The sequence below is a fragment of the Ensifer sp. CCNWLY38 genome (assembly GCF_037120565.1).
Lineage (GTDB): Bacteria > Pseudomonadota > Alphaproteobacteria > Rhizobiales > Rhizobiaceae > Ensifer > Ensifer adhaerens_H.
On sequence record NZ_JBBBBO010000005.1, the window covers coordinates 366705 to 392833 of the forward strand.

23 protein-coding genes are annotated in these 26129 nt (G+C 63.1%); 9 read left to right on the plus strand and 14 right to left on the minus strand.

Features of this window, described 5'->3' with window-relative positions:
* Positions 1 to 34: 34 nt before the first annotated feature.
* Positions 35 to 463: a Fur family transcriptional regulator gene (locus tag V7S54_RS13795; protein ID WP_057255032.1), complete on the plus strand. Its 429-nt coding sequence runs from the start codon at positions 35 to 37 to the stop codon at positions 461 to 463.
* 71 nt (positions 464 to 534) lie between these two features.
* Here the strand turns inward: V7S54_RS13795 and V7S54_RS13800 are convergent, their stop codons facing one another.
* Positions 535 to 1446, minus strand: coding sequence for a DMT family transporter (locus tag V7S54_RS13800; protein WP_065374199.1), 912 nt, complete (start codon positions 1444 to 1446; stop codon positions 535 to 537).
* 160 nt (positions 1447 to 1606) lie between these two features.
* Positions 1607 to 3091 carry a nucleobase:cation symporter-2 family protein gene (locus tag V7S54_RS13805; protein ID WP_065374200.1) on the minus strand — a complete coding sequence of 495 codons (1485 nt, stop codon included), beginning with the start codon at positions 3089 to 3091 and terminating at the stop codon, positions 1607 to 1609.
* 300 nt (positions 3092 to 3391) lie between these two features.
* Here V7S54_RS13805 and V7S54_RS13810 point away from each other — a divergent pair, with 300 nt between their 5' ends.
* Positions 3392 to 3847: a hypothetical protein gene (locus tag V7S54_RS13810; protein WP_141679377.1), complete on the plus strand. Its 456-nt coding sequence runs from the start codon at positions 3392 to 3394 to the stop codon at positions 3845 to 3847.
* A 110-nt stretch (positions 3848 to 3957) separates the two neighbouring features.
* On the opposite strand, the gene V7S54_RS13815 is transcribed toward V7S54_RS13810, so the two are convergent.
* From V7S54_RS13815 to V7S54_RS13850, 8 genes are all read right to left on the minus strand, one after another.
* Positions 3958 to 5679, minus strand: a complete 1722-nt coding sequence (locus V7S54_RS13815; RefSeq protein ID WP_065374202.1) for an ABC transporter substrate-binding protein — start codon at positions 5677 to 5679, stop codon at positions 3958 to 3960.
* Positions 5680 to 5758: 79 nt separating this feature from the next.
* Positions 5759 to 6181, minus strand: a complete 423-nt coding sequence (locus V7S54_RS13820; protein ID WP_336408442.1) for a DUF2160 domain-containing protein — start codon at positions 6179 to 6181, stop codon at positions 5759 to 5761.
* Positions 6181 to 6999, minus strand: coding sequence for a carbohydrate ABC transporter permease (locus tag V7S54_RS13825; protein WP_057255037.1), 819 nt, complete (start codon positions 6997 to 6999; stop codon positions 6181 to 6183). The genes V7S54_RS13820 and V7S54_RS13825 overlap by 1 nt, the downstream gene beginning before the upstream one ends.
* Before the next feature lie 22 nt (positions 7000 to 7021).
* Positions 7022 to 7888, minus strand: coding sequence for a carbohydrate ABC transporter permease (locus tag V7S54_RS13830; protein WP_057255038.1), 867 nt, complete (start codon positions 7886 to 7888; stop codon positions 7022 to 7024).
* A gap of 2 nt (positions 7889 to 7890) precedes the next feature.
* Positions 7891 to 8961 (minus strand): ABC transporter ATP-binding protein, encoded by a 1071-nt coding sequence (locus V7S54_RS13835; RefSeq protein WP_065374203.1) that lies wholly within the window; start codon positions 8959 to 8961, stop codon positions 7891 to 7893.
* A gap of 21 nt (positions 8962 to 8982) precedes the next feature.
* Complete coding sequence (locus tag V7S54_RS13840; protein WP_065374204.1) at positions 8983 to 10053, minus strand: ABC transporter ATP-binding protein; 1071 nt, start codon at positions 10051 to 10053, stop codon at positions 8983 to 8985.
* Between the two features lie 135 nt (positions 10054 to 10188).
* Positions 10189 to 11706 (minus strand): glycerol-3-phosphate dehydrogenase, encoded by a 1518-nt coding sequence (glpD, locus tag V7S54_RS13845; protein WP_065374205.1) that lies wholly within the window; start codon positions 11704 to 11706, stop codon positions 10189 to 10191.
* A 131-nt stretch (positions 11707 to 11837) separates the two neighbouring features.
* Positions 11838 to 12602 carry a DeoR/GlpR family DNA-binding transcription regulator gene (locus V7S54_RS13850; protein WP_065374242.1) on the minus strand — a complete coding sequence of 255 codons (765 nt, stop codon included), beginning with the start codon at positions 12600 to 12602 and terminating at the stop codon, positions 11838 to 11840.
* Between the two features lie 171 nt (positions 12603 to 12773).
* On the opposite strand from V7S54_RS13850, the gene V7S54_RS13855 reads away from it, so the two are divergent.
* The 7 genes from V7S54_RS13855 to V7S54_RS13885 all read left to right on the plus strand — a co-directional run bounded on the left by V7S54_RS13855 (position 12774) and on the right by V7S54_RS13885 (position 20822).
* Positions 12774 to 13541, plus strand: a complete 768-nt coding sequence (locus tag V7S54_RS13855; protein WP_065374206.1) for an SDR family NAD(P)-dependent oxidoreductase — start codon at positions 12774 to 12776, stop codon at positions 13539 to 13541.
* 197 nt (positions 13542 to 13738) lie between these two features.
* Positions 13739 to 14635: a LysR family transcriptional regulator gene (locus V7S54_RS13860; protein ID WP_065374207.1), complete on the plus strand. Its 897-nt coding sequence runs from the start codon at positions 13739 to 13741 to the stop codon at positions 14633 to 14635.
* A gap of 179 nt (positions 14636 to 14814) precedes the next feature.
* On the plus strand, positions 14815 to 15294 hold the full coding sequence (locus V7S54_RS13865) for a formate dehydrogenase subunit gamma (RefSeq protein WP_057255044.1): 480 nt from the start codon (positions 14815 to 14817) through the stop codon (positions 15292 to 15294).
* The gene (locus tag V7S54_RS13870; protein WP_065374208.1) at positions 15291 to 16847 is read left to right on the plus strand and encodes a formate dehydrogenase beta subunit; all 1557 of its coding nucleotides are present in this window, start codon (positions 15291 to 15293) and stop codon (positions 16845 to 16847) included. The genes V7S54_RS13865 and V7S54_RS13870 overlap by 4 nt, the downstream gene beginning before the upstream one ends.
* An 11-nt stretch (positions 16848 to 16858) precedes the next feature.
* Positions 16859 to 19738, plus strand: a complete 2880-nt coding sequence (gene fdhF / locus V7S54_RS13875) for a formate dehydrogenase subunit alpha (protein ID WP_065374209.1) — start codon at positions 16859 to 16861, stop codon at positions 19736 to 19738.
* A 21-nt stretch (positions 19739 to 19759) separates the two neighbouring features.
* A complete protein-coding gene (fdhD, locus tag V7S54_RS13880) occupies positions 19760 to 20599 on the plus strand; it encodes a formate dehydrogenase accessory sulfurtransferase FdhD (protein WP_065374210.1) in 840 nt (279 codons plus the stop codon).
* A complete protein-coding gene (locus tag V7S54_RS13885; RefSeq protein WP_065374211.1) occupies positions 20589 to 20822 on the plus strand; it encodes a formate dehydrogenase subunit delta in 234 nt (77 codons plus the stop codon). Before fdhD ends, V7S54_RS13885 begins: the two co-directional genes overlap by 11 nt.
* Before the next feature lie 149 nt (positions 20823 to 20971).
* On the opposite strand, the gene V7S54_RS13890 is transcribed toward V7S54_RS13885, so the two are convergent.
* The 4 genes from V7S54_RS13890 to rocF form a co-directional block, all read right to left on the minus strand.
* Positions 20972 to 22756, minus strand: coding sequence for a methyl-accepting chemotaxis protein (locus V7S54_RS13890; protein ID WP_065374212.1), 1785 nt, complete (start codon positions 22754 to 22756; stop codon positions 20972 to 20974).
* Positions 22757 to 23189: 433 nt separating this feature from the next.
* Positions 23190 to 23669 (minus strand): chemotaxis protein CheW, encoded by a 480-nt coding sequence (locus V7S54_RS13895; protein WP_057255050.1) that lies wholly within the window; start codon positions 23667 to 23669, stop codon positions 23190 to 23192.
* Positions 23670 to 23974: 305 nt separating this feature from the next.
* Positions 23975 to 25180 carry an ornithine--oxo-acid transaminase gene (rocD, locus tag V7S54_RS13900; RefSeq protein ID WP_065374213.1) on the minus strand — a complete coding sequence of 402 codons (1206 nt, stop codon included), beginning with the start codon at positions 25178 to 25180 and terminating at the stop codon, positions 23975 to 23977.
* A 22-nt stretch (positions 25181 to 25202) separates the two neighbouring features.
* Entirely contained in the window at positions 25203 to 26126 is a 924-nt protein-coding gene (rocF, locus tag V7S54_RS13905) for an arginase (protein ID WP_058321760.1), read from the minus strand.
* Positions 26127 to 26129 lie beyond the last annotated feature (3 nt).

Below are 26129 nucleotides of genomic sequence, written 5' to 3' on the forward strand. Positions count from 1 at the left end.
TTCAAAACCAATGCCCTTGGCTAGTGTAACGACCATGAAACAGAACAAGAATCGTGTCGAAGAGCTGGAAGGCGTTTTGCGGGATGGCGGCGTGCGCGTTACGCGGCAGCGCTCCGCAATCCTGAAGATTCTCGCCACCGCCGAAGACCATCCGGATGCAAACGAACTGCATCGCCGGGCGAAGGAAATCGACGCCACCGTCTCGCTTTCGACGGTCTACCGGACGCTGTCAGCGCTCGAGCAGCAGGGCGTCGTGCAGCGCCATGCCTTCGAAAGCGCGACGGCGCGTTTCGAGACCGCCGACGCGCCGCATCACGATCATCTGATCGATATCGACACGGGGGCTGTGATCGAGTTCCGTTCCGACAAGATCGAGCAGCTGCAAGCGGAGATTGCCGCCGAGCTCGGCTACGATCTGGTGCGCCACCGGCTCGAGCTCTACTGCCGCAAGCGCAAGGACTGAGCGAAGCTCGCCAGAGTCGTTGCGCTCGTGATGTCGCGCAACGACTCCTTTTGCTTTCAAATGAAAGAGTGTCAGCCGCGACCCGCGACGGCGGAGGTGCGCCGCCGTGCCGGTATGGTCATGGCCGCAACGCCGATGATGACGCAGCCAAGGCCGATCCAGGCGGTGTCCGACAGCCGTTCGCCAAGGAAGATCGCGCCGATGGCGACACCGACCGGCACGCGCAGATAGGCCTGGGCGGTCGCGCCGACCGAACCCAGCGTCTGGATCAGCCGGAAGTAGATGGCGAAGGCAAGTGCTGTCGAAAAGATGGCAAGGCCAAGGAGCGCAAGCAGCGAATCCATGGATGGAGCCAGCGTCCAGGGCCTGTCGACGATGAGGCTGGTGGGGATCAGCAGGACCGCGCCTGATATCAGCGAGCCGGCAGCGGGCATCATCGGGTCGAGCCCTTTGAAGCTGCGTCCGAAGATGGCGGCACCGGCATAACAGACGGTGGCGAGCACCACGGCCAGCTGTGGCAGCAATTGCGCGCCGAGACCGCCGAAGGTCTCCATGCCGATGATCAGGCTGATGCCGGTCATGCCGGCAATCACGCCGACGAGCTTGCGGGCGGTTACCGCCTCGTGGCGGGTAATCAGGGCCGTCATCAGGAAGGCGAAGATCGGTGTCGTCGCGTTGAGGATCGAAGCGATGCCGGCATCGATCGTCTGTTCCGCCCAGGCAATCAGCGTGAAGGGCACGACGCTGTTAAGACAAGCCTGGAACAGGAATCGCCGCCAGGTTGCGACGTCGCGCGGCATCTTCAGGCCACGCCAACGGAGAACCGCGAGAAGCAGGGCGCCGGCGATCAAGGTACGGGCGGCAATCAGCGTGACCGGCGGAATGGTTGCAACGCCGATCTTGATGAAGGTGTAGGAAGCGCCCCAGAGCGTAGCAAGCGCAAGCAACAGGAGGAGTTCAAGGGTGAGATTGGTCTTGGCCATGGCATGGAACCTTCGTGTCGTCGTCGTTGTCCTTCTTCTAGCGCCGTGGAGATGACAGATGCTTCGGTGGCGATCGAAGTATCGAGATCTCTCCGCGGACGTGAAACGACAAAGCCCCGCCCCACCTTTCGGGGGGCGGGGCAGATGCTTTCGTCGATGCTCAGTGGCTGTCTGCGAGCTTGGCCGCGTCGACGGACGCGGATCTTTCGAAGCTCAGACCGTTGAAGAAGGCGTTGAGCACCACGGCCGAGATCGAGGCGAGCACGATGCCGGACTCGATGATCGGATGGATCGCATGCGGCAGCCACACCAAGAAGTTCGGCGCGATCAATGGGATCAGGCCGAAGCCGACCGAGACGGCGACAACGAAGAGGTTGTTGCGCGACGACTTGAAGTCGACGGTCGACAGGATGCGCACGCCGGTGGCCGCCACCATGCCGAACATCACCAGGCCGGCGCCGCCGAGCACGAAGGTCGGCACCGCTTCCACCAGAGCGCCCATCTTCGGGATCAGTCCGAGCGCGATCATGATGACGCCCCCCATCACACAGACATAGCGGCTCTTCACGCCGGTGACGCCGACAAGACCGACATTCTGCGAGAAGCTCGTATAGGGGAAGGTGTTGAACAGGCCGCCGATCATCGTGCCGAGGCCATCGACCCTGAGCCCCGCCGTCAGCTGCTGCTGCGACACCTCGCGGTTGGTCATTTCGCCGAGCGCCAAGAACATGCCCGTCGATTCGATCATGACGACGATCATCACAAGCGACATGGTGGCGATCAGCACCGGATCGAAGATCGGCATGCCGAAGCGCAGCGGCGTGACCACTGCGAACCAGCCGGCGTCGGCCACCCGGTCGAAATGCATCATGCCGAGCGCGGCGGCGACGACGCAGCCGAGGACGACGCCGGTCAGCACCGCGATGTTGCTGATCAATCCGCGGCCGAAGCGCGCGATGACGAGGATGGACACAAGCACGAAGGCGGCAAGCGCGATGTGGCTGGGCTCCGCATAGCGCGGGTTCGGCACCGTGGCGCCGAGCACCAGACCGTCAGGAATAGCAGGTCCGCCGGCGGCGGCCGCGGTCTTTATCGCGGCCAGCCATTCGGTATGGGCTGGGTCGACCAGTTTCGGCGCCGTCGGGCCGAAAGGATTGCCGAAGATCCAGTTGACGCCCACCCGCATCAGCGAAACGCCGATGACGAGAATGATGGTGCCAGTGACGATCGGCGGGAAGAACTTGAGCAATCTGCCCATCAACGGCGCGAGCAGCAGCGCGACGAGGCCGGCGCCGATGATGGCGCCGAAGATCATGCGCGCGCCCTCCTGGCCCGGGGTCATCGCCGCCATCGAAACCATCGGGCCGACAGACGCGAAAGTAACGCCCATCATGACGGGAAGGCGGATGCCGATGCCGCGACCGATGCCGAGCGACTGGATGATGGTGACGATGCCGCAGACGAAGAGATCGGCCGAGATCAGGAAAGCGACATCCTGGGGGCTGAGCTGCAATGCCCGGCCGACGATAAGCGGTACCGCGACGGCGCCACCATACATGACAAGAACGTGCTGGATCCCAAGTGTCGCGAGCCTGCCCACAGGCAGCTTCTCGTCCACCGGGTGTATGCTGGAAACGTCGCTCATGGTTCCTCCTTCCATCACGTCGACCAGTCCGGTTCCCCCGTCCTCCAACAGGGGAGCGCAATTTTTCCGTGCCGAGGCAGAATGTCGCAAGTATCGCGAATGCGAAAACACTTTCCGGAATCCGGGGGTAATCAGTCACGTTGCGCTGGCGACGGGAACGGTTGCCGCAAGGTCGCGAGCCTTGACGAAAGCTGCAGGCGAGCCTGGCGCGGCCGAAGACCATGCAACGTAGCCGCAATGCGAAGCAGCGATGGTCCCTTACGCCGGTGCTCCGGCGCTGTTCGTTTGGGATCATGATCGATGGTATCTTGGAGACTGGCCCTCTGGCGTTTGCCCGCTGTGCTGTTGGCGCTCGCCTTCGCGCTTTCACCGGTTGCCGCGCGCGCCAACGGCGCCACCTTTCCGGGGAAGTGGCAGCAGGTTGCGTCAGGAACGGACGCCTGCGGGACCTGCTGGGTCGAAATCGGGCGGAACGGTCCGGTCCTGAAGGTGACGGGCAAGGACGGATGGTTCGCGGTGGTCCATCTCGGACGCGCTGGAGGCGGCCATAGCGCCGAGGGGATCGGTCGCTGGAGCGAGGACGGTACCAGCCACTATCGCGGTCAGCCATTCGATATCCGGATCGCTATCGTCGACAAGCATCTCTACATGGACATGACGGTGCAGATGGACGACGGCTCGACGCGCGCCGTCCGGGCGATCTTCGACAAGCGCCGGTCCGAGAAGTCCGGACGCCTTCGGCTGGTCCGGATGTAGGCACGGCCATGCCACTCAGGGATTGCCGGCAAAGAAATACCGGGGCCGTTGCCGACCCCGGTGCCGCATCTCCTGAAAGAAAAAGGCCGCCCGGCGGGGCGGCCTTCTAGTTAGTTCTGCCAGCTCTTGACCAGTTCGTCGTAGTTGATGGTCTGCGGCTTATCCTTCTCGTTCTCGACCTTCAGCTGCGGAGCGACGTTGCCAGCCTTGACGGCTTCGGCGTTCCAGTACGCAAGGTCATGCTCTTCGGCGAGCTTCGGACCGATGTCGCCCTGAACGCCCGAGCGTTCGAGACGGGAGAGAACCTTCTCCTGCTCGGCGCACAGCGAGTCCATGGCTTCCTGAGCGGTCTTCGCACCCGAGGATGCATCGCCGATCGCCTGCCACCACAGCTGAGCCAGCTTCGGATAGTCAGGAACGTTCGTGCCGGTCGGCGACCACTGCAGGCGGGCCGGCGAACGGTAGAACTCGATCAGACCGCCGAGCTTCGGAGCGCGGTCCGTGAAGCTCTTGTGGTCAAGCGTCGACTGGCGGATGAAGGTGAGGCCGACATGGCTCTTCTTCACGTCGACGGTCTTCGAGGTCACGAACTGCGCATAGAGCCAGGCGGCCTTGGCGCGGTCGTCAGGGGTGGACTTCAGCAGCGTCCAGGAACCGGCGTCCTGGTAACCGAGCTTCATGCCGTCCTTCCAGTAGACGCCGTGCGGGCTCGGAGCGAAACGCCACTTCGGCGAGCCGTCCTCGTTCACGACCGGCAGGCCCGGCTTAACGAAGTCGGCGGTAAAGGCCGTGTAGGTGAACATCTGCTGGGCGATTTCGCCCTGCGACGGAACCGGACCGGATTCCGAGAAGGTCATGCCCTGGGCAGCAGCCGGTGCATAGGCCTTCATCCAGTCGAGGTACTTCTGGATGGAGTAGACGGCAGCCGGGCCGTTGGTGTCACCGCCGCGGGCGACGCACGAGCCGACCGGACGCGAGTTCTCGTCGACCTTGATGCCCCACTCGTCGACCGGTTTGCCGTTCGGGATGCCCTTGTCGCCGTTGCCGGCCATCGACAGCCAGGCGTCGGTGAAGCGCCAGCCGAGCGACGGGTCCTTCTTGCCGTAGTCCATGTGGCCATAGACCTTCTTACCGTCGACTTCGCGGCCGGTGAAGAACTCGGCGATGTCCTCATAGGCCGACCAGTTGACCGGAACGCCGAGGTCGTAGCCGTACTTCGCCTTGAAGTCCGCCTTGTTCTTCTCGTCGTTGAACCAGTCGTAGCGGAACCAGTAGAGGTTCGCGAACTGCTGGTCGGGCAGCTGGTAGAGCTTGCCATCCGGCGCGGTCGTGAAGGACTTGCCGATGAAGTCGTCGATGTCGAGGTTCGGGTTGGTGACGTCCTTGCCTTCATTGGCCATGAAGTCCGTCAGGCTGCGCGCCTGCTGGTAACGCCAATGGGTGCCGATCAGGTCACTATCGTTGATGTAGGCGTCATAGACGTTTTCGCCCGACTGCATCTGCGTCTGCAGCTTTTCGACGACGTCACCTTCGCCGATCAGGTCGTGGGTGATCTTGATGCCGGTGATGTCGGCGAAGGCCTTGGCCAGCGTCTTCGATTCGTATTCATGGGTGGTGATCGTTTCGGAAACGACCTTGATTTCCATGCCGGCGAAGGGCTTGGCCGCATCGACGAACCACTGCATTTCGGCTTCCTGGGCCGCGCGGTCGAGCGCGGACATGTCGCCGATTTCGGTGTCGAGGAACTTCTTTGCCTCGTCCATGCCGGCAAAAGCGGTGCCGGTGAAAGCCAGCAGCATGGCCGCCGTCGTAGTCAAAAGATGCCGTCGCATAATTCCCTCCCTTAGGTTTGCGAATGCGGTTCTTTAGCTTTTGAGGGGCCGCTCGCGCGGCCCCTCAAATCGGCTCGCCTCAGACATAGCGGAAGACGCCGACGGCATAGACCAGGGAGAGCGCGAGCGCCCACCACAGGTTCTGCCCGCCGACCAAACCGAGCCATGCGAGGTGAATGAAGGCGCTTCCGAGCAGCGACACGAAGAGGCGATCGCCCCGTGTCGTCTCGAAGCGCAGGATGCCGACGCGCGGGTTTCCGCCCGGCGCGGCATATTCCCAGACCGCCATCATCGACAGCAGCGCGAAGATGGTGAGGAAGAACATGGCCGACGGAAACGACCAGGCCATCCAGCCGCCGGCGACCAGCGGCGCGAACCAGTCGCGGGCGCCGTCCTTGATCGGCAGCATGCTCATGAGCAGCCCGGCGACAGCCGCATAGACGACGAGAACGGCGGCGAAGGGCAGTTGCCAACGGGCCTTGCGAACGGGTTGAGCGGTCATCATACCCTCCCCAGGGCAAAGCCCTTGGCGATGTAGTTGCGAACGAAATAGATCACCAGCGCGCCCGGGATGATGGTGAGCACGCCGGCAGCGGCCAGTACGCCCCAGTCGAGGCCGGAGGCGGAGACCGTGCGGGTCATGGTGGCGGCGATCGGCTTGGCGTCCGTGGTCGTCAGCGTGCGGGCTAGCAGCAGTTCGACCCAGGAGAACATGAAGCAGAAGAAGGCGGCGACACCGATGCCCGAGGCGATCAGCGGCATGAAGATCTTCACGAAGAAGCGCGGGAACGAATAGCCGTCGATATAGGCGGTTTCGTCGATTTCCTTCGGCACGCCCGACATGAAGCCTTCGAGGATCCAGACGGCGAGCGGCACGTTGAACAGGCAGTGGGCAAGTGCCACGGCGATGTGCGTGTCGATCAGGCCGAAGGCCGAATAGAGCTGGAAGAAGGGCAGGGCGAAGACCGCCGGCGGCGCCATGCGGTTGGTCAAGAGCCAGAAGAACAGGTGCTTGTCGCCGAGGAAGCGGTAGCGCGAGAAGGCATAGGCCGCCGGCAGCGCTGCCGATACCGAGATCACCGTGTTCATCACGACGTAGATGATCGAGTTGATGTAGCCGTTGTACCAGGACGGATCGGTGAAGATCACCTGATAGTTCCGGAGGGTCGGGTTCACCGGCCAGAGCGAGAAGGTGCTGAGGATCTCGCTCGTCTCCTTGAAGCTCATGTTGACGAGCCAGTAGATCGGCAAGAGCAGGAAGACGATGTAGATCGTCGGCACCAGCCAGGAAAGGCGTTCGGTAAGCGGTTGTGTTTGCATTTTGGTTCTCCTCCCGCCTGTCTCAGCCTTGCGCGTCGCTCGTGGTCATCACGGTGTAGAAGATCCACGAGAGCAGCAGGATGATGAGGAAGTAGATGATCGATAGCGCTGCCGCCGGACCGAGGTCGAACTGGCCAATGGCCGTCTTGACGAGGTCGATCGACAGGAAGGTGGTGGAATTGCCGGGGCCGCCGCCGGTGACGACGAAGGGCTCGGTGTAGATCATGAAGCTATCCATGAAGCGCAGCAGGAAAGCGATCAGGAGCACACGCTTCATCTTCGGCAGCTGGATGTAACGGAACACCGACCAGCGCGAGGCACCGTCGATCTTGGCCGCCTGGTAGTAGGCGTCCGGGATCGACACGAGACCGGCATAGCACAAGAGCACGACGAGGCTCGTCCAGTGCCAGACGTCCATGACGATCAGCGTCACCCAGGCAGCGACCGGGTTCTGCACGTAGTTGTAGTTGATGCCCATGCCTTCGAGCGTGCGGCCGAGCAGGCCGATATCGACGCGGCCGAACACCTGCCAGATGGTGCCGACGACGTTCCACGGGATCAAGAGCGGCAGCGCCATCAGCACGAGGCAGACCGGGACGCCGAGACCCTTCTTCGGCATGTTGAGGGCGATGATGATGCCGAGCGGGATTTCGATGGCAAGGATGATCGCCGAGAAGATCAGGTTGCGGGTGAGCGCGTCCCAGAAACGGTCTGATGTCAGCACCTGCACGTACCAGTCGGTGCCGGCCCAGAAGAACGCGTTGTTGCCGAAGGTGTCCTGGACCGAATAATTGACGACGGTCATCAGCGGGATGACGGCCGAGAAGGCGACCAGCACGAGAACCGGCAGCACCATGAACCAGGCCTTGTTGTTCCAGGTTTTTTCCATGGTCAGGCCTCCTCGCCGACGCGCCAGGAATCGGCGTAGATGTTGATGGCTTTCTGATCGAAGCGGACGCGCGGATCGGCGGGGATCTCGCCATCCTCGTCGACGATGATCGAGATCGGCTGATCGGCGAAGCGGGCGCGCACGATCTTGTGGCGGCCAATGTCCTCGACCTTGGTGATCGCGACCGGCATGCCCTCGCGGCCGAGCGAGACGAATTCCGGGCGGATGCCGAGTTCGGTCTTGGCGCCGGCCTTGACCGTGGGCTGGAAATTGAGCGCCACGTGTTCGCCGCCGACCGTCGCGGTGTTGCCGTCGAGCTTTACGGGAAGCACGTTCATGCCCGGCGAGCCGATGAAATAGCCGACGAAGGTGTGGCGCGGGCGCTCGAAGAGTTCGGCCGGGGTACCGATCTGAACGATCTGGCCGTCATACATGACGACGACCTTGTCGGCGAAGGTGAGCGCCTCGGTCTGGTCGTGGGTGACGTAGACCATGGTGAAGCCGAACTGCTTGTGCAGCCGCTTGATCTGCGAGCGCAGCACCCACTTCATTTCCGGGTCGATGACCGTCAGCGGCTCATCGAAGAGGATGGCGCTGACGTCGTTGCGCACGAGGCCACGGCCGAGCGAGATCTTCTGCTTCTGGTCGGCGGTCAGGCCCCGGGCGGTCTTCTTCGCCCAGCCGCCGAGACCGATCATCTCGATCGTCTCCTTGACGCGGCGATCGACCTCGGCCTCCGGCACATGCCGGTTGCGCAAGGGGAAGGCCAGATTGTCGTAGACCGTCATCGTGTCGTAGATCACCGGGAACTGGAACACCTGGGCGATGTTGCGTTCCTGGGTCGAAAGATGCGTCACGTCCTTGCCGTCGAACAGGATACGCCCTTCCGACGGGTTGATCAGGCCGGAGATGATGTTGAGTAGCGTGGTCTTGCCGCAGCCGGACGGCCCGAGCAGCGCGTAGGCGCCGCCGTCGTTCCATTCGTGATGCACTTCCTTCAGCGCGTAGTCGTTCTCCGACTTCGGTTTGGCGCCGTAGGCGTGGCGGATATGTTCGAGATCGATGCGTGCCATGTTTTCCTCCCAGCGCCCCCTTTAGGCCGCGCCGCCGATGGCGCGTCCATCAGGCCCGAAGGCCATGAGATGACGGGTGTCGACGAAGACCTCGAGGGTCGCGTCCGGTTCGATGTCGTGAATGCCTGGCGCCAGCATGACCCAGCGCGCATTGGCAAATCCGACGTGAATGAAGCTTTCCGAGCCTGCGATCTCGGAGATCGCGGTCTTGACGGTGAGTGCGTCGCCGCTGCCTTGCGGACGGTCGAACGAAATATGGTGCGGCTGGAAGCCGACGGTGCAGGGACCATCGGCAATGCCGGTCAGATGCGAAGGCACCGTCAGCACCGGCTTGCCGTCGAGCGCGAAAGCTGCGCCTGATTTGACGAGTTCGATGCAGTTCAGCGGCGGATCGGCGAAGGTGCGGGCGGTAATGAGATCGACCGGACGACGATAGACGTCGATCGTCTTGCCGAACTGGGTGATACGGCCCTGGCTGAGGGCTGCCGTGTTGCCGCCAAGCAGCAGAGCTTCCGAAGGCTCGGTCGTCGCATAGACGAAGATGGCGCCGGAGGCGGAAAAGATCTTCGGCAGTTCCTCGCGCAGTTCCTCGCGCAGCTTGTAGTCGAGGTTGGCGAGCGGTTCGTCGAGCAGCACGAGATCGGCATTCTTGACGATGGCGCGGGCAAGTGCCGTGCGCTGCTGCTGTCCGCCCGACAGGTTCAACGGCGTGCGGTCGAGATACGGCGTCAGCTTCAGCAGCTCGGCGGCCTTGCGCACTTCGCGGTCGATCGTCGCGGTGTCGGCGCCGCTGATGCGCATCGGCGAGGCGATATTCTCATAGACGGTCATCGCCGGGTAGTTGATGAACTGCTGGTAGACCATGGCGACCGAGCGCTTTTGCACCGGCAGGCCCGTCACATCGATGCCGTCGAAGATCAGCGAACCGGAAGCCGGCTTGTCGAGACCGGCCATCAGCCGCATCAGCGACGTCTTGCCGGACAGGGTCGGGCCGAGCAGTACATTGAGCGACCCCCTCTCCAGCACCAGGTCGGTCGGGTAGATATGCGTCTCCCCGCCCACGACCTTGGATATCTTCTTCATTTCAAGCATTGAATTCTCCACCCAGCCTGTCGGCATTCCCGAGCGTTTCCAAGCCGGCGTGGAAACGCTCCATCTCGTCTTTTTCGCATTTCCGGACGCAGAACCGCTGCGCGTGGCTGGAAATGCTTCAGAATGCGAGGATCCTCACGCGGCTGCGTCGGCCGCGCCCCGCATGTATTCCTCCAGCGCCGCCGCCTCGCCGGGCGTCAGCGTCAATCCCAGTTTCGTGCGGCGCCACAGCACGTCCTCGGCGTGCCGTGCCCATTCCTTGGCGATCAGCCACTTGACTTCCGCCTCGTAGAGATCGGCGCCGAAGCGGCGACCGAGGGCCGCTTCGCTCGTCGCCGAACCCAGGAGGGTGGCTGCATGCGTGCCGTAGAGGCGCACAAGGCGACGGGCATGCTGAGGCGCAAGGAAGGGGTATTGCTTTTGCAGCCTTGCGACCTGGTCGGCATAGCCCTCTGCCGGAAAGTCCCCGCCGGGCAGCTTCGACCCGGCGGTCCATTTCGAGCCCTTGACGCCGATCGCCTCGCCGATCCTTTCGAGCGCGGATTCGCCGAGGCGGCGATAGGTCGTGAGCTTGCCGCCGAAGACGTTGAGCAGCGGTGCCGCACCCTTGTCGCCCTCGACGCGCAGCACGTAGTCGCGGGTTGCTTCCTGCGCCTTGCTGGCGCCGTCGTCATAGAGTGGGCGCACGGCCGAATAAGTCCAGACGATATCGTCCTTCGTCACCGGTTCCAGGAAATATTCGCTCGCCGCGCTGCAGAGATAGTCGACCTCGGCATCGCTGATGTGCACATCCGCCGGGTTGCCGGTGTAGTCGCGATCGGTGGTGCCGATCAGCGTGAAGTCTTCCTCGTAAGGGATGGCGAACATGATGCGGCCATCCGGGTTCTGGAAGAAATAGGCACGTGGATCGTCGAACTTCTTCTTCACGACGATGTGGCTGCCCTGGACGAGGCGGACATTGTGGACGTCGTTCTTGCCGAGCGCGCCTGATAGTACCGCGTCGACCCAGGGGCCGGCCGCATTGATGAGCATGCGCGCCTGCAGGGTCTTGCGTTCGCCGGTTGCCTGATTTTCGGTCTCGACGGTCCAGAGCGCGCCGTTGCGCCGTGCCGAGACGACGCGGGTGCGGGCCATGATCACGGCGCCGCGATCGGCAGCATCGCGGGCGTTGAGCACAACCAGGCGGGCGTCATTGACCCAGCCGTCGGAATATTCGAACGCCTTGTTGAACAGCCGCTTCAGCGGCTTGCCGGCCGGATCGCGGTTCATGTCCAGCGTCGCCGTTGCCGGCAGCAGCTTGCGGCCGCCGATGTGATCGTAAAGGAAGAGGCCGAGCCGGATGAGCCAGGCCGGGCGCAGACCGCCCTTATGATAGGGCAGCACGAAGCGCATCGGCCAGATGACGTGCGGCGCCATTGCCCAGAGCACCTCACGCTCCATCAGCGCTTCGCGCACGAGGCGGAATTCATAATGCTCGAGATAGCGCAGGCCGCCGTGAATGAGCTTGGTGGAACCGGAAGACGTGCCAGAGGCAAAATCGTTCATTTCGGCCAAGGCGACCGAGTATCCGCGGCCGACCGCGTCGCGCGCGATGCCGCATCCGTTGATGCCGCCGCCGATAACGAAGACGTCGTAGATTGCCTGCTCTGACACTGCTGTTTCCCCTCCACTTTTCGCGATGCACAAATTGATGCATCAGCGAAAGCGAAATCAGTTAAAACGAAAACATATCGAATGTCAAACGAATGTGCCCCGAATCTTTAGGGGTACCTACTTTGCTCCCTTCAGGCGTCGGTTTCGATCAGCCGAACGTCCTGTTCGGCACAGATTTTCCTGACATTTTCAAGCGTGCAGCGATCGGTGATGAAGGTCTGGACCTGGGAGATATGGCCGATGCGCACCGGCGCGGTTCTTTCGAACTTCGTCGAGTCGGAAACGAGGATGACATGGCGCGCATTGGCGATGATCGCCTGGGCGACTTTCACTTCTCGGAAATCGAAATCAAGTAGCGCGCCGTCATGGTCGATCGCCGAGGCGCCGATGACCGCGAAGTCGACCTTGAACTGCTTGATGAAGTCGACGGCGGCCTCGCCGACGATGCCGCCATCCGAGCCACGCACGACGCCACCGGTGATCACCACCTCGATCGAGGGGAACACGCGCAAGCGGTTGGCGACGTTGATGTTGTTGGTGATGACCATCAATTCCTTGTGGTCGAGCAGCGCTTCACCCACGGCCTCGGTCGTCGTGCCGATATTGATGAACAGCGAGGCGTTGTCGGGGATGAGTTCGGCGGCCGCCTTGCCGATCGCCTGCTTCTCCGGTGCTGCGATCTGGCGGCGGGCATCGTATTTGACGTTTTCCTTGCCGCTCGGGAAGATCGCGCCGCCATGAATACGGTTCAAAATCTTGGCGTCGCAGAGGTCGTTCAGGTCCTTTCGGATGGTTTGCGGTGTGACGGAAAAGCGCTGCGCCAGTTCCTCCACGAGCACCCGGCCGTCGCTCTTTGCCAGTTCCAGGATCTCCGCCTGCCGACCTGTCAGGTACATTCCGTCCTCCCCATTTTCGTTTTGTTTCATAATATGCAAAAACGAAAGCCATGCAATTTCAGATTCGGCGGTTTCGATGAAATCGCTTTCGCTGCGGGCCAAAGGATCAGCGCGCGTTGCATTCGTTTCGCCGATGGGCGACTCTGTTTGAGGAATGAAGAGGGGAAGGACATGTTTCATCCGGCGTTGTTCAAGGGCATGACCGTTGTGGTCACCGGTGCCGGGCGCGGCATCGGGCTGGAGGTTGCCCGGCAGTTTCTGGATTGCGGCGCGCATGTGCTCGTCCATGCCGGCCGATCGATCGGCGATCTGCCCGATTTTCTCGAATCGGCGGCGACGGAAGGCCGGGCGCATGTCGTCACCGCGGATTTTCTGGCGCCCGGTGGCGTCGAGGGGCTGGCCGAGGTGGTCAGAGGCCAGTTCGATAGCGTCGATATCCTCATCAACAATGCCGGCACCATGGTCGGTCGCTTCCCGGCGGCAGAGCTGACCGACGAGCAGTACCAAACCGTCGTGCAGCTCAACCAGACCGCGGTCGTCGAGATGACGCGGGCGATGCTGCCGCTTCTGCGCAAGGGTACGCATCCGGCGATCGTCAACACCGTATCGATCTCTGCCCTGACTGGGGGCAGTGCCGGTTCTTCGATCTATTCGGCCAGCAAGGCCTTCGTCGCCACCTATTCCAAGGCGCTGGCGCGCGAGCTCGCGCCCGAGGGCATCCGGGTCAACTGCGTTTCGCCGGGCACGATCACCACCGACTTCCACGAGCGCTATTCGTCGCCGGAAAAACTGGAGGCGACCCGCAAGACCATCCCGCTCGGCCGGCTCGGGACGGCGGAAGATTGCGCGCCGGCCTATCTGTTCCTCGCTTCGCATGCGCTGTCGGGCTACATCACCGGCCAGGTGCTGGAGGTCAACGGCGGCCAACTGATCGTTTGAGTGGGAAGCAGCAATATGTGCTTGCTTCAGCGTTCGCCCCAAATTCGCCTGCCGGCACCTTCTCCCCGCAGGCGGGGAGAAGGGATGTTGCGGCGCCGCTGGTGTTTGTCTCGTCGGGATCGGGGCACGTCCCCTCTCCCCGCACGCGGGGAGAGGGCTAGGGTGAGGGGCAAAATCAAGAACTCCAAAGGCCACGTATGATCGACAAGCTGGAAATGTTCCTCGTTCTCGCACGCGAAAGACACTTCGGTCGCGCGGCGGAGGAGTGTGGCGTAGCGCAGCCGACCTTGTCGGCCGCCATCCGCCAGCTCGAGGATCAACTCGGCGTCATGCTCGTCAGCCGCGGGTCGCGCTTCCAGGGACTGACGCCGGAGGGACAGCGTGTGCTCGAATGGGCGCGCCGCATCGTCGGCGATGCCCGTACCATGCGCGAGGAGATGCGGGCGGCGCGCAAGGGTCTTTCCGGCCATATCCGCCTGGCCGCGGTGCCGACGACGCTGGCGATGGTGCCGATGATTACCGCGCCATTTCAGGAGAAACATCCTGATGTCACCTTCTCGGTGCTGTCGACCACGTCGCTGCAGATTCTGGCGCTGCTCGAAAATCTCGAGATCGATGCCGGTCTCACCTATCTGGAAAACGAGCCGCTCGGCCGGGTGACCAGCGTTCCGCTGCAGGTCGAGCGCTATCACCTCGTCACCGCCGCCGGAACGCCGCTTTCGGAGCGGGAAAGCGTGACGTGGAAAGAGGTTAGCGACGTTCGGCTTTGTCTATTGACGGCCGATATGCAGAACCGCCGCATCGTCAACCAGCATTTTGCCGAGGCCGGCGTCGTCGCCAAGCCGACGCTCGAATCGAACTCGATGATCGTGCTTTTTTCGCATGTGCGGACCGGTCGCTGGGCCAGCATCATGCCGTTCAACGTCGCGAAATCATTCGGTTTTCATGAGGATATCCGGATGATCCCGATCGTCGAGCCGGATGCCCGTCACACGGTCGGCCTGGTTGCGACCCATCGTGAGCCGTTTACGCCGCTTGTCTCGGCGCTGTTGCACGAGGCGCGTATCCTGGGTGAGCGAAACCAGGTTCAATAGATTTTTTCTATCGATCGACGGAACAGCCTTATTGACCCATCGGGCCATAAGCGCGAAGCTTTTTTGATCATGGCCGGAGACCGCCGAGGAACGGCCTTCGCCAGGGATTGAAATGTCGGCTGGACCGGTCACCCGTTTGCGGGTGTCGCCGTCCAGCCCATGAGCCGGGAGGGCTCCCGTTGAACATCCATCAGCCGCGTGCCGACATCGCGGAGACCACGCTCGCCATCGTCGAAGAGCTCAAGGGACTTGAAGGGCCGTTGCTGCCGATCCTGCACGAACTTCAGGAAGAGTTCGGCTATGTGCCGCAGGAGTGCCTTCCGGTTATCGCGCGCGAGCTCAACCTGTCGCGCGCCGAAGTCTACGGGGTGATGACGTTTTACCATGATTTCCGCGAGCATCCGGCCGGACGCCATGTGCTGAAGCTCTGTCGCGCCGAGGCCTGTCAGTCGATGGGCGGTGATCAGCTCGCCGAGCGCGCCAAGCGGCTGCTCGGCATCGATTTCCATGAGACGACGCCTGACGGAGCGGTGACGCTGGAGCCGGTCTACTGTCTCGGGCTCTGTTCCTGCGCACCCTCCGCCATGCTTGACGGAGAGGTGCATGCCCGGGTCGATGCCGCTGATCTCGAGGCCCTCGTTCAGGAGGCGCGGCGATGACCACGAAGATCTATATCCCCCGCGACGCGGCGGCGATTGCGCTCGGTGCCGAGAAGGTCGCCAAGGCCATGGCCGAGACGATCGCAGCCCGCGGTCTCGACGCGACAATCATACGCAACGGCTCACGCGGAATGCACTGGCTGGAGCCGCTGGTCGAAGTGGAAACGGCTGGAGGCCGCGTCGCCTACGGTCCGGTCAAGGCACGCGATGTCGGTTCACTGCTTGATGCCGGGCTGCTCGATGGCGGCGACCACGCGCTCTGTGTCGGGAAGACCGAGGAGATCCCCTTCCTCAAGCAGCAGACGCGACTGACCTTCGCGCGCTGCGGCATCATCGATCCCCTGTCGCTCGACGACTACCAAGCCCATGGCGGGCTTGCCGGTCTGCGCAACGCCATTGCCATGGCGCCGGAGGCGATCGTCGCGCAGGTGACCGAGAGCGGCCTTCGCGGCCGCGGCGGCGCCGGTTTCCCGACAGGCATCAAGTGGAAGACGGTTCTCGAGGCGGCGGGCGCGCGCAAATACATTGTCTGCAATGCCGACGAGGGTGACAGCGGCACCTTTGCCGACCGGATGATCATGGAGGGTGATCCCTTCGTGCTGATCGAGGGCATGGCGATTGCAGGCATCGCGACCGGCGCCACCAAGGGCTTCATCTATACCCGCTCCGAATATCCCCATGCGATCGCGGCGATGGCTGAGGCGATCGAGATCGCCCGCAAGGCCGGCGTGCTCGGCGCTTCGGTGCTCGGCTCCGGCAAGGCTTTCGACATGGAGGTGCGCACCGGCGCCGGCGCCTATGTCTGCGGCGAGGAAACGGCGCTGCTCAACAGCCTCGAAGGCAAGCGCGGCATCGTTCGCGCCAAGCCGCCGCTCCCGGCCCACAAGGGCCTGTTCGACTGTCCGACCGTGATCAACAACGTGATCTCGCTCGCCTCGGTGCCCATCATCATGGACAAGGGCGCTTCATTCTACCGCGACTTCGGCATGGGCCGGTCGCGTGGCACGATCCCGATCCAGATCGCCGGCAACGTCAAGCATGCCGGCCTGTTCGAGACCGCCTTCGGCCTCGCACTCGGTGAGATCATCGATCACATCGGCGGCGGCACGGCGAGTGGCCGGCCGGTGAAGGCCGTGCAGGTGGGCGGTCCGCTCGGCGCGTATTTCCCTCGCGCTCTGTTCGACACGCCGTTCGACTATGAGGCCTTTGCCGCGCGTGACGGCCTTATCGGCCATGCCGGCATCGTCGTCTTCGACGATACCGCCGACATGCTGCATCAGGCGCGCTTCGCCATGGAATTCTGCGCCGTCGAAAGCTGCGGCAAGTGCACGCCCTGCCGCATCGGTTCGACGCGCGGCGTCGAGGTGGCCGACAAGATCGCGGCCGGCATCGAGCCGGAGAAAAACCGCGAACTGCTCGCCGATCTCTGCAACACCATGAAGTTCGGTTCGCTCTGCGCGCTCGGCGGTTTCACGCCCTATCCCGTCATGAGCGCCATGACCCATTTCCCGGATGACTTTCAGCCGGCACCGCGCGTTGAAGCGGCGGAGTGAGGAGGAAGACCATGTCTCTCATACATGAAATCGACTACGGCACTCCCGCTTCCAAGTCCGAAAAGCTGGTGACGCTCACGATCGACGGGTGCGAGGTCACGGTGCCCGAGGGAACCTCGATCATGCGTGCGGCGATGGACGCAGGCATCGAGGTGCCCAAGCTCTGCGCCTCCGACATGATGGATGCCTTCGGCTCCTGCCGGCTCTGTCTCGTCGAAATCAAGGGACGCGCCGGCATGCCGGCCTCGTGCACCACGCCGGTGGCGGCGGGCATCGAAGTCTCCACCCAGACGCCGCGGCTGAAGGACGTGCGTCGCGGGGTGATGGAACTCTACATCTCCGACCACCCGCTCGACTGTCTGACCTGTGCGGCCAATGGCGATTGCGAGCTGCAGGACATGGCCGGAGCCGTCGGCCTGCGCGACGTGCGCTACGGCTATGAGGGCGAGAACCACGTCACGGCCCGCAACAATGGCGAGATCAACGCCAAGTGGATGCCGAAGGACGAATCCAATCCGTACTTCACCTATGATCCGGCAAAGTGCATCGTCTGCTCTCGCTGCGTGCGCGCCTGCGAGGAAGTGCAGGGCACCTTCGCGCTGACGATCGGCGGCCGCGGTTTCGACAGCCGCGTTTCGGCCGGCATGGCGGAAGACTTCATGTCGTCGGAATGCGTCTCCTGCGGCGCCTGCGTGCAGGCCTGCCCGACGGCGACGCTTACCGAAAAGTCGGTCATCGAGATCGGCCAGCCGGAACATTCCGTCGTCACGACCTGTGCCTATTGCGGCGTCGGCTGTTCGTTCAAGGCGGAGATGCGCGGCGAGGAGCTGGTGCGCATGGTGCCGTGGAAGGATGGCCAGGCCAACCGCGGCCATTCCTGCGTGAAGGGCCGCTTCGCCTATGGTTATTCCAACCACAAGGACCGCATCCTCAACCCGATGATCCGCGAGAAGATCTCCGATCCCTGGCGCGAGGTCACCTGGGAGGAGGCCTATGCGCATGTGGCCTCCGAGTTCCGGCGGATCCAGTATCAGTACGGCCGCGATTCCGTCGGCGGCATCACCTCGTCGCGCTGCACCAATGAAGAGACCTATCTGGTGCAGAAGCTGGTGCGTGCCGGTTTCGGCAACAACAATGTCGATACCTGCGCCCGCGTCTGCCATTCGCCGACCGGCTATGGCCTCGGCCAGGCCTTCGGCACGTCGGCCGGCACGCAGAATTTCGATTCGGTCGAATTCACCGACGTTGCCGTCATCATCGGCGCCAACCCGACGGACGGCCATCCGGTCTTCGCGTCACGACTGAAGAAGCGGCTGCGCGAGGGCGCCAAGCTGATCGTCATCGATCCCAGGCGCACCGACATCGTGCGCTCGCCGCATATCGAAGCCTCCTATCACCTGCCGCTGCAGCCAGGCACCAATGTCGCGATCCTGACGTCGATGGCGCATGTGATCGTCACCGAAGGCCTCGCCGACGAGAAATTCATCCGCGAGCGCTGCGACTGGTCGGAATACGAGGACTGGGCGGCTTTCGTCGCCGAGCCCTATCACAGCCCGGAAGCGACCGAAGCCTATACCGGCGTGCCGGCCGAACTGGTGCGCGGTGCCGCCCGGCTCTATGCCACCGGCGGCAATGGCGCGATCTATTATGGTCTGGGCGTCACCGAGCACAGCCAGGGTTCGACCACGGTCATGGCGATCGCCAACCTCTCGATGGTCACCGGCAATATCGGCCGGCCAGGCGTCGGCGTGAACCCGCTGCGCGGTCAGAACAACGTACAGGGCTCCTGCGACATGGGCTCGTTCCCGCACGAGTTGCCGGGTTATCGCCACATCTCCGACGATGCGACCCGCGAGACCTTCGAGAAGCTTTGGGGTGTTGAGATCTCCAACGAGCCGGGCCTGCGCATCCCGAACATGCTCGATGCCGCAGTCGACGGCAGCTTCAAGGGCATCTACATCCAGGGGGAAGACATCCTGCAGTCCGACCCGGACACCAAGCACGTGGCCGCCGGGCTTGCCGCGATGGAATGTGTCGTCGTGCACGACCTCTTCCTCAACGAGACGGCGAACTACGCTCACGTCTTCCTGCCGGGCTCGACCTTCCTCGAAAAGGACGGCACCTTCACCAATGCCGAGCGCCGCATCAACCGGGTGCGCAAGGTGATGACGCCGAAGAACGGCTATGCCGATTGGGAAGTGACCCAGAAGCTCGCCCAGGCGATGGGCCTCAACTGGAACTATCGTCATCCGTCCGAGATCATGGACGAAATCGCTGCCACGACGCCGAGCTTCGCGCTGGTCTCCTACGACTATCTCGACAAGTTGGGCTCGGTGCAGTGGCCATGCAACGAGAAGCATCCCGAGGGCTCGCCGATCATGCATGTCGACGGCTTCGTGCGCGGCAAGGGCAAGTTCATCCGCACCGAATATGTGGCGACCGACGAACGCACCGGTCCGCGCTTCCCGCTGTTGCTCACCACCGGCCGTATCCTCAGCCAGTACAATGTCGGCGCCCAGACACGGCGCACCGACAACGTTGTCTGGCATGCGGAGGACGTGCTGGAGATCCATCCGCACGATGCGGAGCAGCGCGGCATCCGCGACGGTGACTGGATACGGCTCGCCAGCCGCTCGGGCGAAACGACCCTGCGTTCGCTGATCACCGATCGTGTGGCGCCCGGCGTCGTCTACACCACTTTCCACCACCCGACGACGCAGGCGAACGTCATCACGACAGACTTCTCCGACTGGGCGACCAATTGCCCGGAATACAAGGTGACGGCGGTGCAGGTGATGCCGTCGAACGGGCCTTCGGACTGGCAGGTGGACTATGACGAGCAGGCCCGCCAGTCGCGCCGGATTTCCGGCAAGCTGGAGGCGGCGGAGTAATGTCTTTCGCCGCGACCGACCATGGCGACGTTTAGGACATCGACAACCGTTCCCGAGGCCGCCCGCCGCAACGGCGCGCTTCGGGACGGTTCGCGCACCGTGCCGGAGGAGACGCCGGTCGCCTTCAGCTATGGCGGCTCGACCCATGCGGTGATGATGGCGACGCCCGGCGACCTTGAAGACTTCGCCGTCGGCTTCAGCCTGACCGAGGGCATCATCACGGATCCCGGCCAGATCGAATCGGTCGAGATCGTCGCCGAGACGGTGGCCGGCAATCTTGGCATCGACCTGCAGATTGTGCTTGAGGACGAAGAGAACGACATGCTCCGCCAGCGTCGCCGGCACATGGCGGGTCCGGTCGGCTGTGGCCTATGCGGCATCGAATCGATCGAGCAGGCGGTGCGGCCGACGCCTGATGTTTCCCGGTCGAAGTTGACGCTGTCGCAGGAGGATGTCGTCTCCGCCGTGGCGCTGCTCAACGGCCAGCAGCCGCTGCATTTCGAGACGCGTGCCGTGCATGGTGCCGCCTTCTATGTGCCTGGACGCGGCCTGATCGCGGTCCGAGAGGATGTCGGCCGGCACAATGCGCTCGACAAGCTGGTGGGTGCGGCCGCGCGCGCCGGTTTTAGGGGAAGCGAAGGCGCCGTCGTCGTCACCAGCCGCGTGTCCGTCGAGATGGTACAGAAGACGGCGGTCGTCGGCAGCCCCGTGATCATCGCCATCTCGGCGCCGACGTCGCTGGCCATCCGTACGGCCGAGGCTGCGGGCATGACGCTGATTGCGCTGGTGCGCGGCGACGAATTCGAGATTTTCACCCATGCCGAACGAATCAAGTCCGGAGCTGTCGCCGATGTCGCATGACAACACCAATGCCAAGCTGATCTACATGGCGAACCAGATCGCCACCTTCTTCAAGAGCCAGCCGCAGAGCGAGGCGGCCCAGGGCGTTGCCACCCATATCAACAAATATTGGGAGCCACGCATGCGGCGGAAATTGTTCGAGCACATCGACAATGGCGGCGAGGGGCTGACGCCGCTGGTGCTGGAAGCGGCGGCAAAGATCAAGCGTCCGGAAGCCGCCTAGCTAGCCTGCGTTCATCATCCCCGCAGGTTCTCCGCTCTCTGCGGACAGGGCGTTTTCCAAGCAATTGCCACGTCTGAAAAGATTTAAGGGAAGGCGGCTACCGGTAGCCGCCTTCCCCATTCCCGAGCGCGGGGTGCAGGGATGTGCGCTCAGAAATTCTGCCAGCCATCCGCGGCCGGTGCCGCAGCAAGGCTTGTTCGTTGGCCGCTGCGCATGGCGCGGGCTGTTGCGTGGAGCCGGGTCGGCTGCGCGCGGTCTTCGAGATGGCGGTTCGCGTCGATGATCTGGGCTTGCTCGCCGTAGCGGAACTGTCGGAGCAGTTCGTGCAGGGCGTCGGCCTCGCGAGCCATGGCGTGGCTTGCGGCCGTGCTTTCCTCGACCATCGCCGCATTTTGTTGCGTTGCCTGGTCCATCGAGTTGACCGCCTGGTTGATCTCCTTGAGGCCGGTCGACTGTTCGCGGGCGGCCTCGACGATGGCCGAGACGTTGGCGTTGATCTCCTGGACCTGGGTGAGGATCTCTTCGAGCGCAGCACCCGTCTGTCCAACCAGTGACACGCCGTTCTTGACGTGTTCGGTGGAGGTGCCGATCAGCGCCTTGATATCCTTGGCCGCACTTGCGGAGCGTTGCGCCAGTTCGCGCACTTCCTGGGCGACGACCGCGAAGCCCTTGCCGGCTTCACCGGCGCGTGCCGCTTCGACGCCGGCGTTGAGCGCCAGGAGGTTCGTCTGGAAGGCGATGTCGTCGATGACGCCGATGATGTTGGAGATTTCGCGGGACGACTGTTCGATCTGGCCCATCGCGCCGATGGCGCTCTTGACCACATTGCCGGAGCGTTCGGCGCCGGCCTTGGTCTTGGCCACCAGGCCGCCCGCCTCTTCGGCCCGGCGGCTGGAGTCGGTAACCGTCGTGGTGATCTCGTCGAGCGCTGCTGCGGTTTCCTCGACGGAGGCCGCCTGCTGTTCCGTGCGCTTCGACAGATCGTCGGCCGCTGAGCGGATTTCGCGAGCGCCGGAAGCAATCGCGCTGGCATTGTCGCCGACGGTGCGCATCGCCTCACGCAGCTTGGCGGTCGCCCCGTTGAAGTCGGTCCGCACCGCTTCCATGCTGGGCACGAAGGGCGTGTCGAGGTTTCTAGTCAGGTCACCTTCTGCGAGCGCCCTCAGGCCGGCCCCGAGGCTATTGATCGCGCTCATGCGCTCGCTGACGTCGGTCGCGAACTTGACGACCTTGTAGACCTTGCCGCTGAAGTCGCGGATCGGGTTGTAGGCCGCCTGGATCCAGATCTCCTTGCCGCCCTTGCCGTAGCGCACGAACTCGTTGGAGAAGAACTCGCCGGCCGCGAGACGTTTCCAGAAGTCGGCATATTCGGCGGTGCGGGCGTAATTCGGTTCGCAGAATATGCTGTGATGCTTGCCCTGGATTTCCGAGAGGCTGTAGCCGAGTGCGGCGCAGAAATTCTCGTTGGCCGTCAGGATTTCGCCTGTCGGTGTGAACTCGATGACCGCCTGCGAGCGGGAGATCGCGTCGAGCTTGCCGGCATCCTCGGTTGCCCGTGCCTTGGCGGCGGTGATGTCGGTTGCGAACTTCACCACCTTGTACGGCTTGCCGCCGCGGAACACAGGATTGTAGGTCGCCTGGATCCAGATTTCGCGGCCGCCCTTGGCGATGCGCTTGTAGGCATTGGCGTCGAACTCGCCGCGCCCGAGGCGGGCCCAGAAGTCGCGGTATTCCTGCGTCTGGGTGTAGTCGGCCGGGCAGAACATGCGATGGTGCTGGCCGACGATTTCCGAAAGGCCGTAGCCGAGCGCCTGGCAGAAGTTCTCATTGGCGGTCAGGATCTTGCCGGTCAGGTCGAACTGAATGATGGCCTGCGACTTCGAAAGCGCGGCGACGATCTGGCGCGCATCTGCAATTTTACCGAGAGCGAACATCGTAACCCTCTGATCTCGTTTGTTGGCTCAAGCCGGGGCCTCGTGCCTTCTTTGACAGGGTTTGCGGGGCCAAAGCGGCGCAATTCCCGGACTAAGACAAATACCGGCCTGCCGAAAAATGTCAGGTCGTCCTACGCCGGCCCACCGGGTCAGCGAATTCGTGCTTCGTGAGGGGAGTTCGAACTACCGGGCTTCATGCCCAAGGCGCCGTGTTTCTACAATCTAGGTTAGTAACAGGACTATTAAGCAGGTGTTAAAATAGCAACTATCAAATTTCAGTTGTAAAAACTCGTATATCCAATTTTAGTTGAATTAGTTGATCCTGCTTTTCTAATCTACTGGCGTGCGATCTGGGTCTGCCGCCAATAAGAAAGGCCGCCCCACGGCACGTAGGGCGGCCCTCATGTCGTTCGTCTGCTACCTCAGGGTTACCTCAGGCGGCCAGTTCTTCGACTTCACGTTCCTTGAACATGCGCGCCAGGTTGAGGAAGCAGATCATGCCGTTCTCGTTGGCGATGATGCCTTCGGCAAAGCTCTTGTCGAAGGACGCTGTCACTTCCGGCACCGGCTGCACCTGGCTGCCCTGAACGGTGAGGATGTCGGAGACGCGATCGACGACGAGGCCGATCACCATGTTGTGCACTTCGGCGACGACGATGGCGCTGCGTTCGTTGGCCGTCGTCGATTTCATGCCGAGCTTGTGGGCAAGATCGATGATCGGGATCACCGTGCCGCGCAGGTTCATGACACCGATCACTTCCGGCGGCGAATGGGGAATGGGGGTGGAGGGCGCCCAGCCGCGGATCTCGCGGATCGTCGTCGTCTTGACGCAGAATTCCTGATCGTGGAGGCGGAACGCAATGATCTCCAGCGTCTCGCCGTCAAACCCGGCCGTCCTGAGTGTGCTTGTCATCGAAGGTCCTTCCAGCTTTCCGGTCGACGCCCATGGGCGCGACACCGCCAAACTCGAGATATCTCCGCAAGGTTGCCGGCGCATGGGAGCGCGGCGATGGTCCGTTGGGGAGAGATCCTTACAGTCCGCCGATCACATCCGGCGGGGCGCAGCTGCATCATGCGCGGAGGAACCGCTTTGCGCTTTGGGAAGAGACTATAGGCCGGGATTCGTTAAGACTTGCTTTTGGACTTGCTTTTGCAAGTGCTTAAGACCTTCGCCCCGGTCGATGCCGGGGCGAAGGAGTACAGATTGGAGCCTTGGGGTCAGGCGGAGGCGAGAACCTTTGCGAACTGTTCCACGGCCCAGTCGACCTGTTCAGCGGTGATCACTAGCGGCGGCGCAATGCGGATCGTGTCGCCATGGGTGTCCTTGGCAAGGATACCCAGCTGCTTCAGCGCTTCGCAATACTTGCGGGCGCCACCGGCTTCCGGCACCAGCTCGACCGCCAGCATCAGGCCGCGACCGCGAACTTCCTTGATGATGTTGGAGCGGATGTCGGTGAGGCCCTTCTGGAAGCGCTCGCCCATGCGGGCTGAGTTCTCGATCATGCCTTCGTCCGTCAGCGCCTTCAGCGCCGCCCGGGCGATGGCACAGGCGAGCGGGTTGCCGCCGAAGGTCGAACCGTGCTGGCCCGGCTTCAGGACGCCCAATACTTCGGAGTTCGAAAGCACGGCCGAAACCGGGTAAAAGCCGCCAGAGAGCGCCTTGCCGATCAGCGTCACGTCGGCCTCGATGGCTTCGTGCTCTTCGGCGAGCAGCTTGCCGGTGCGGCCAAGCCCGGTCTGGATTTCGTCGAGGATCAGCGTGATGCCATGTTTCGTGCAGAGCTCGCGAACGGTCGTGAAGTAGCCGACAGGCGGAACGATAACGCCCGCTTCGCCCTGGATCGGTTCGACGAGGAAGGCAACGGTGTTCTCATTGATCGCAGCGCGGAAAGCCTCGATATCGCCGAAGGGCACGACCTTGAAGCCCGGTGCGAAAGGACCGAAGCCGGTGCGGGCATCCGGGTCGGTGGAGAAGCCGACGATGCCCATGGTGCGGCCATGGAAGTTGTTGGAGCAGACGATGATTTCGGCCTGGTTCTCGGCCACGCCCTTGACCTCGTAGCCCCACTTGCGCACCGCCTTGACGGCGGTTTCGACGGCTTCGGCGCCGGAGTTCATCGGCAGCACCTTGTGCGAGCCGGTGAGGGCTGCGATCTCTTCGTAGAAATGCGCGAGCTGGTCGTTGCGGAAGGCGCGCGAGGTCAGCGTCAGCTTCTGCGCCTGCTCCATCATCGCCTTCAGGATCTTCGGATGGCAGTGGCCCTGGTTGACGGCCGAATAGGCCGAGAGGCAGTCGAGGTAGCGATTGCCCTCCATGTCCCAGACATAGACGCCTTCGCCGCGCGAGAGCACCACGTCGAGCGGTTTGTAATTATGCGCGCCAAGCCGGTATTCGGTTTCGATCAGGGCTGCCGTCGTATTCATACATTGTCCTCCGTTTGTTATCTCAGGCGCTGCGGGTCGGCCGGTCGAGCACGCGGCGGCCGAAGAGGCTCGCCGTCAATTCGACCAGGATACGCGCGCTCTTGCCGCGGTCATCGAGGAAGGGGTTGAGCTCGACGACGTCGAGCGAGGAAACGAGTTCGCTTTCCCAGAGCATTTCCATGATCAGGTGCGCCTCGCGGAAGGTCGCGCCGCCGGGAACGGTGGTGCCGACGCCGGGGGCGAGTTCCGGATCCATGAAATCGACGTCGAGGCTGACATGCAGCAGGCCGTTGGCGGCGCGCACCTCATTGAGGATCTGGCGCATGATGTGGGCCATACCGAGTTCGTCGACGGCGCGCATGTCATAGACGCGTACGCCATGCTCGGTGATCTCTTCGCGCTCGCGATCGTCGACGGAGCGGATGCCGACCTGGAAGACCTTTTTCGGATCGACGAACGGCCGGTCAGCCGGCAGAATCGGGGCGAATTCCGCTTCGCCACAGAAGTACGCGACCGGCATGCCGTGCATGTTGCCGGAGGGCGAGGTCGACGGCGAGTTGAAGTCGGCGTGGGCGTCGAGCCAGAGCACGAAGAGCGGCCGGCCGACTTCGGCGGCGTAACGCGCCATGCCGGAGACGCTGCCCATGGAGAGCGCGTGGTCACCGCCGAGAATGATCGGGAAATGGCCCTTGCGAACCGTGTCGTGCACGGAATCATGCAGTGCGCGGGCAAAGGCGGCGACGATCTGCAGGTTGTTGGCGCCCGGGTGGTTGGCGAGGTCGCGGGCCGGCAGCGGCTTGACGTCGCCTTCGTCGTGAACCGTGTGGCCGAGGTCCCGCAACACCGTGTCGATGCCGGCGATGCGCAGGGCTGTCGGCCCCATGGCCGCGCCGCGCCGTCCAGAACCTTCTTCGATGGGTGCGCCGATCAGCGTGATGGTCGTCATATC

Excerpts from the sequence above, each read along its gene's own strand:
- V7S54_RS13795 (WP_057255032.1), top strand. The coding sequence starts at position 35 with ATGAAACAGAACAAGAATCGTGTCGAAGAGCTGGAAGGCGTTTTGCGG.
- V7S54_RS13800 (WP_065374199.1), bottom strand. The coding sequence starts at position 1,446 with ATGGCCAAGACCAATCTCACCCTTGAACTCCTCCTGTTGCTTGCGCTT.
- V7S54_RS13805 (WP_065374200.1), bottom strand. The coding sequence starts at position 3,091 with ATGAGCGACGTTTCCAGCATACACCCGGTGGACGAGAAGCTGCCTGTG.
- V7S54_RS13810 (WP_141679377.1), top strand. The coding sequence starts at position 3,392 with ATGGTATCTTGGAGACTGGCCCTCTGGCGTTTGCCCGCTGTGCTGTTG.
- V7S54_RS13815 (WP_065374202.1), bottom strand. The coding sequence starts at position 5,679 with ATGCGACGGCATCTTTTGACTACGACGGCGGCCATGCTGCTGGCTTTC.
- V7S54_RS13820 (WP_336408442.1), bottom strand. The coding sequence starts at position 6,181 with ATGACCGCTCAACCCGTTCGCAAGGCCCGTTGGCAACTGCCCTTCGCC.
- V7S54_RS13825 (WP_057255037.1), bottom strand. The coding sequence starts at position 6,999 with ATGCAAACACAACCGCTTACCGAACGCCTTTCCTGGCTGGTGCCGACG.
- V7S54_RS13830 (WP_057255038.1), bottom strand. The coding sequence starts at position 7,888 with ATGGAAAAAACCTGGAACAACAAGGCCTGGTTCATGGTGCTGCCGGTT.
- V7S54_RS13835 (WP_065374203.1), bottom strand. The coding sequence starts at position 8,961 with ATGGCACGCATCGATCTCGAACATATCCGCCACGCCTACGGCGCCAAA.
- V7S54_RS13840 (WP_065374204.1), bottom strand. The coding sequence starts at position 10,053 with ATGCTTGAAATGAAGAAGATATCCAAGGTCGTGGGCGGGGAGACGCAT.
- V7S54_RS13850 (WP_065374242.1), bottom strand. The coding sequence starts at position 12,602 with ATGTACCTGACAGGTCGGCAGGCGGAGATCCTGGAACTGGCAAAGAGC.
- V7S54_RS13855 (WP_065374206.1), top strand. The coding sequence starts at position 12,774 with ATGTTTCATCCGGCGTTGTTCAAGGGCATGACCGTTGTGGTCACCGGT.
- V7S54_RS13860 (WP_065374207.1), top strand. The coding sequence starts at position 13,739 with ATGATCGACAAGCTGGAAATGTTCCTCGTTCTCGCACGCGAAAGACAC.
- V7S54_RS13870 (WP_065374208.1), top strand. The coding sequence starts at position 15,291 with ATGACCACGAAGATCTATATCCCCCGCGACGCGGCGGCGATTGCGCTC.
- fdhF (WP_065374209.1), top strand. The coding sequence starts at position 16,859 with ATGTCTCTCATACATGAAATCGACTACGGCACTCCCGCTTCCAAGTCC.
- fdhD (WP_065374210.1), top strand. The coding sequence starts at position 19,760 with ATGGCGACGTTTAGGACATCGACAACCGTTCCCGAGGCCGCCCGCCGC.
- V7S54_RS13885 (WP_065374211.1), top strand. The coding sequence starts at position 20,589 with ATGTCGCATGACAACACCAATGCCAAGCTGATCTACATGGCGAACCAG.
- V7S54_RS13890 (WP_065374212.1), bottom strand. The coding sequence starts at position 22,756 with ATGTTCGCTCTCGGTAAAATTGCAGATGCGCGCCAGATCGTCGCCGCG.
- V7S54_RS13895 (WP_057255050.1), bottom strand. The coding sequence starts at position 23,669 with ATGACAAGCACACTCAGGACGGCCGGGTTTGACGGCGAGACGCTGGAG.
- rocD (WP_065374213.1), bottom strand. The coding sequence starts at position 25,180 with ATGAATACGACGGCAGCCCTGATCGAAACCGAATACCGGCTTGGCGCG.
- rocF (WP_058321760.1), bottom strand. The coding sequence starts at position 26,126 with ATGACGACCATCACGCTGATCGGCGCACCCATCGAAGAAGGTTCTGGA.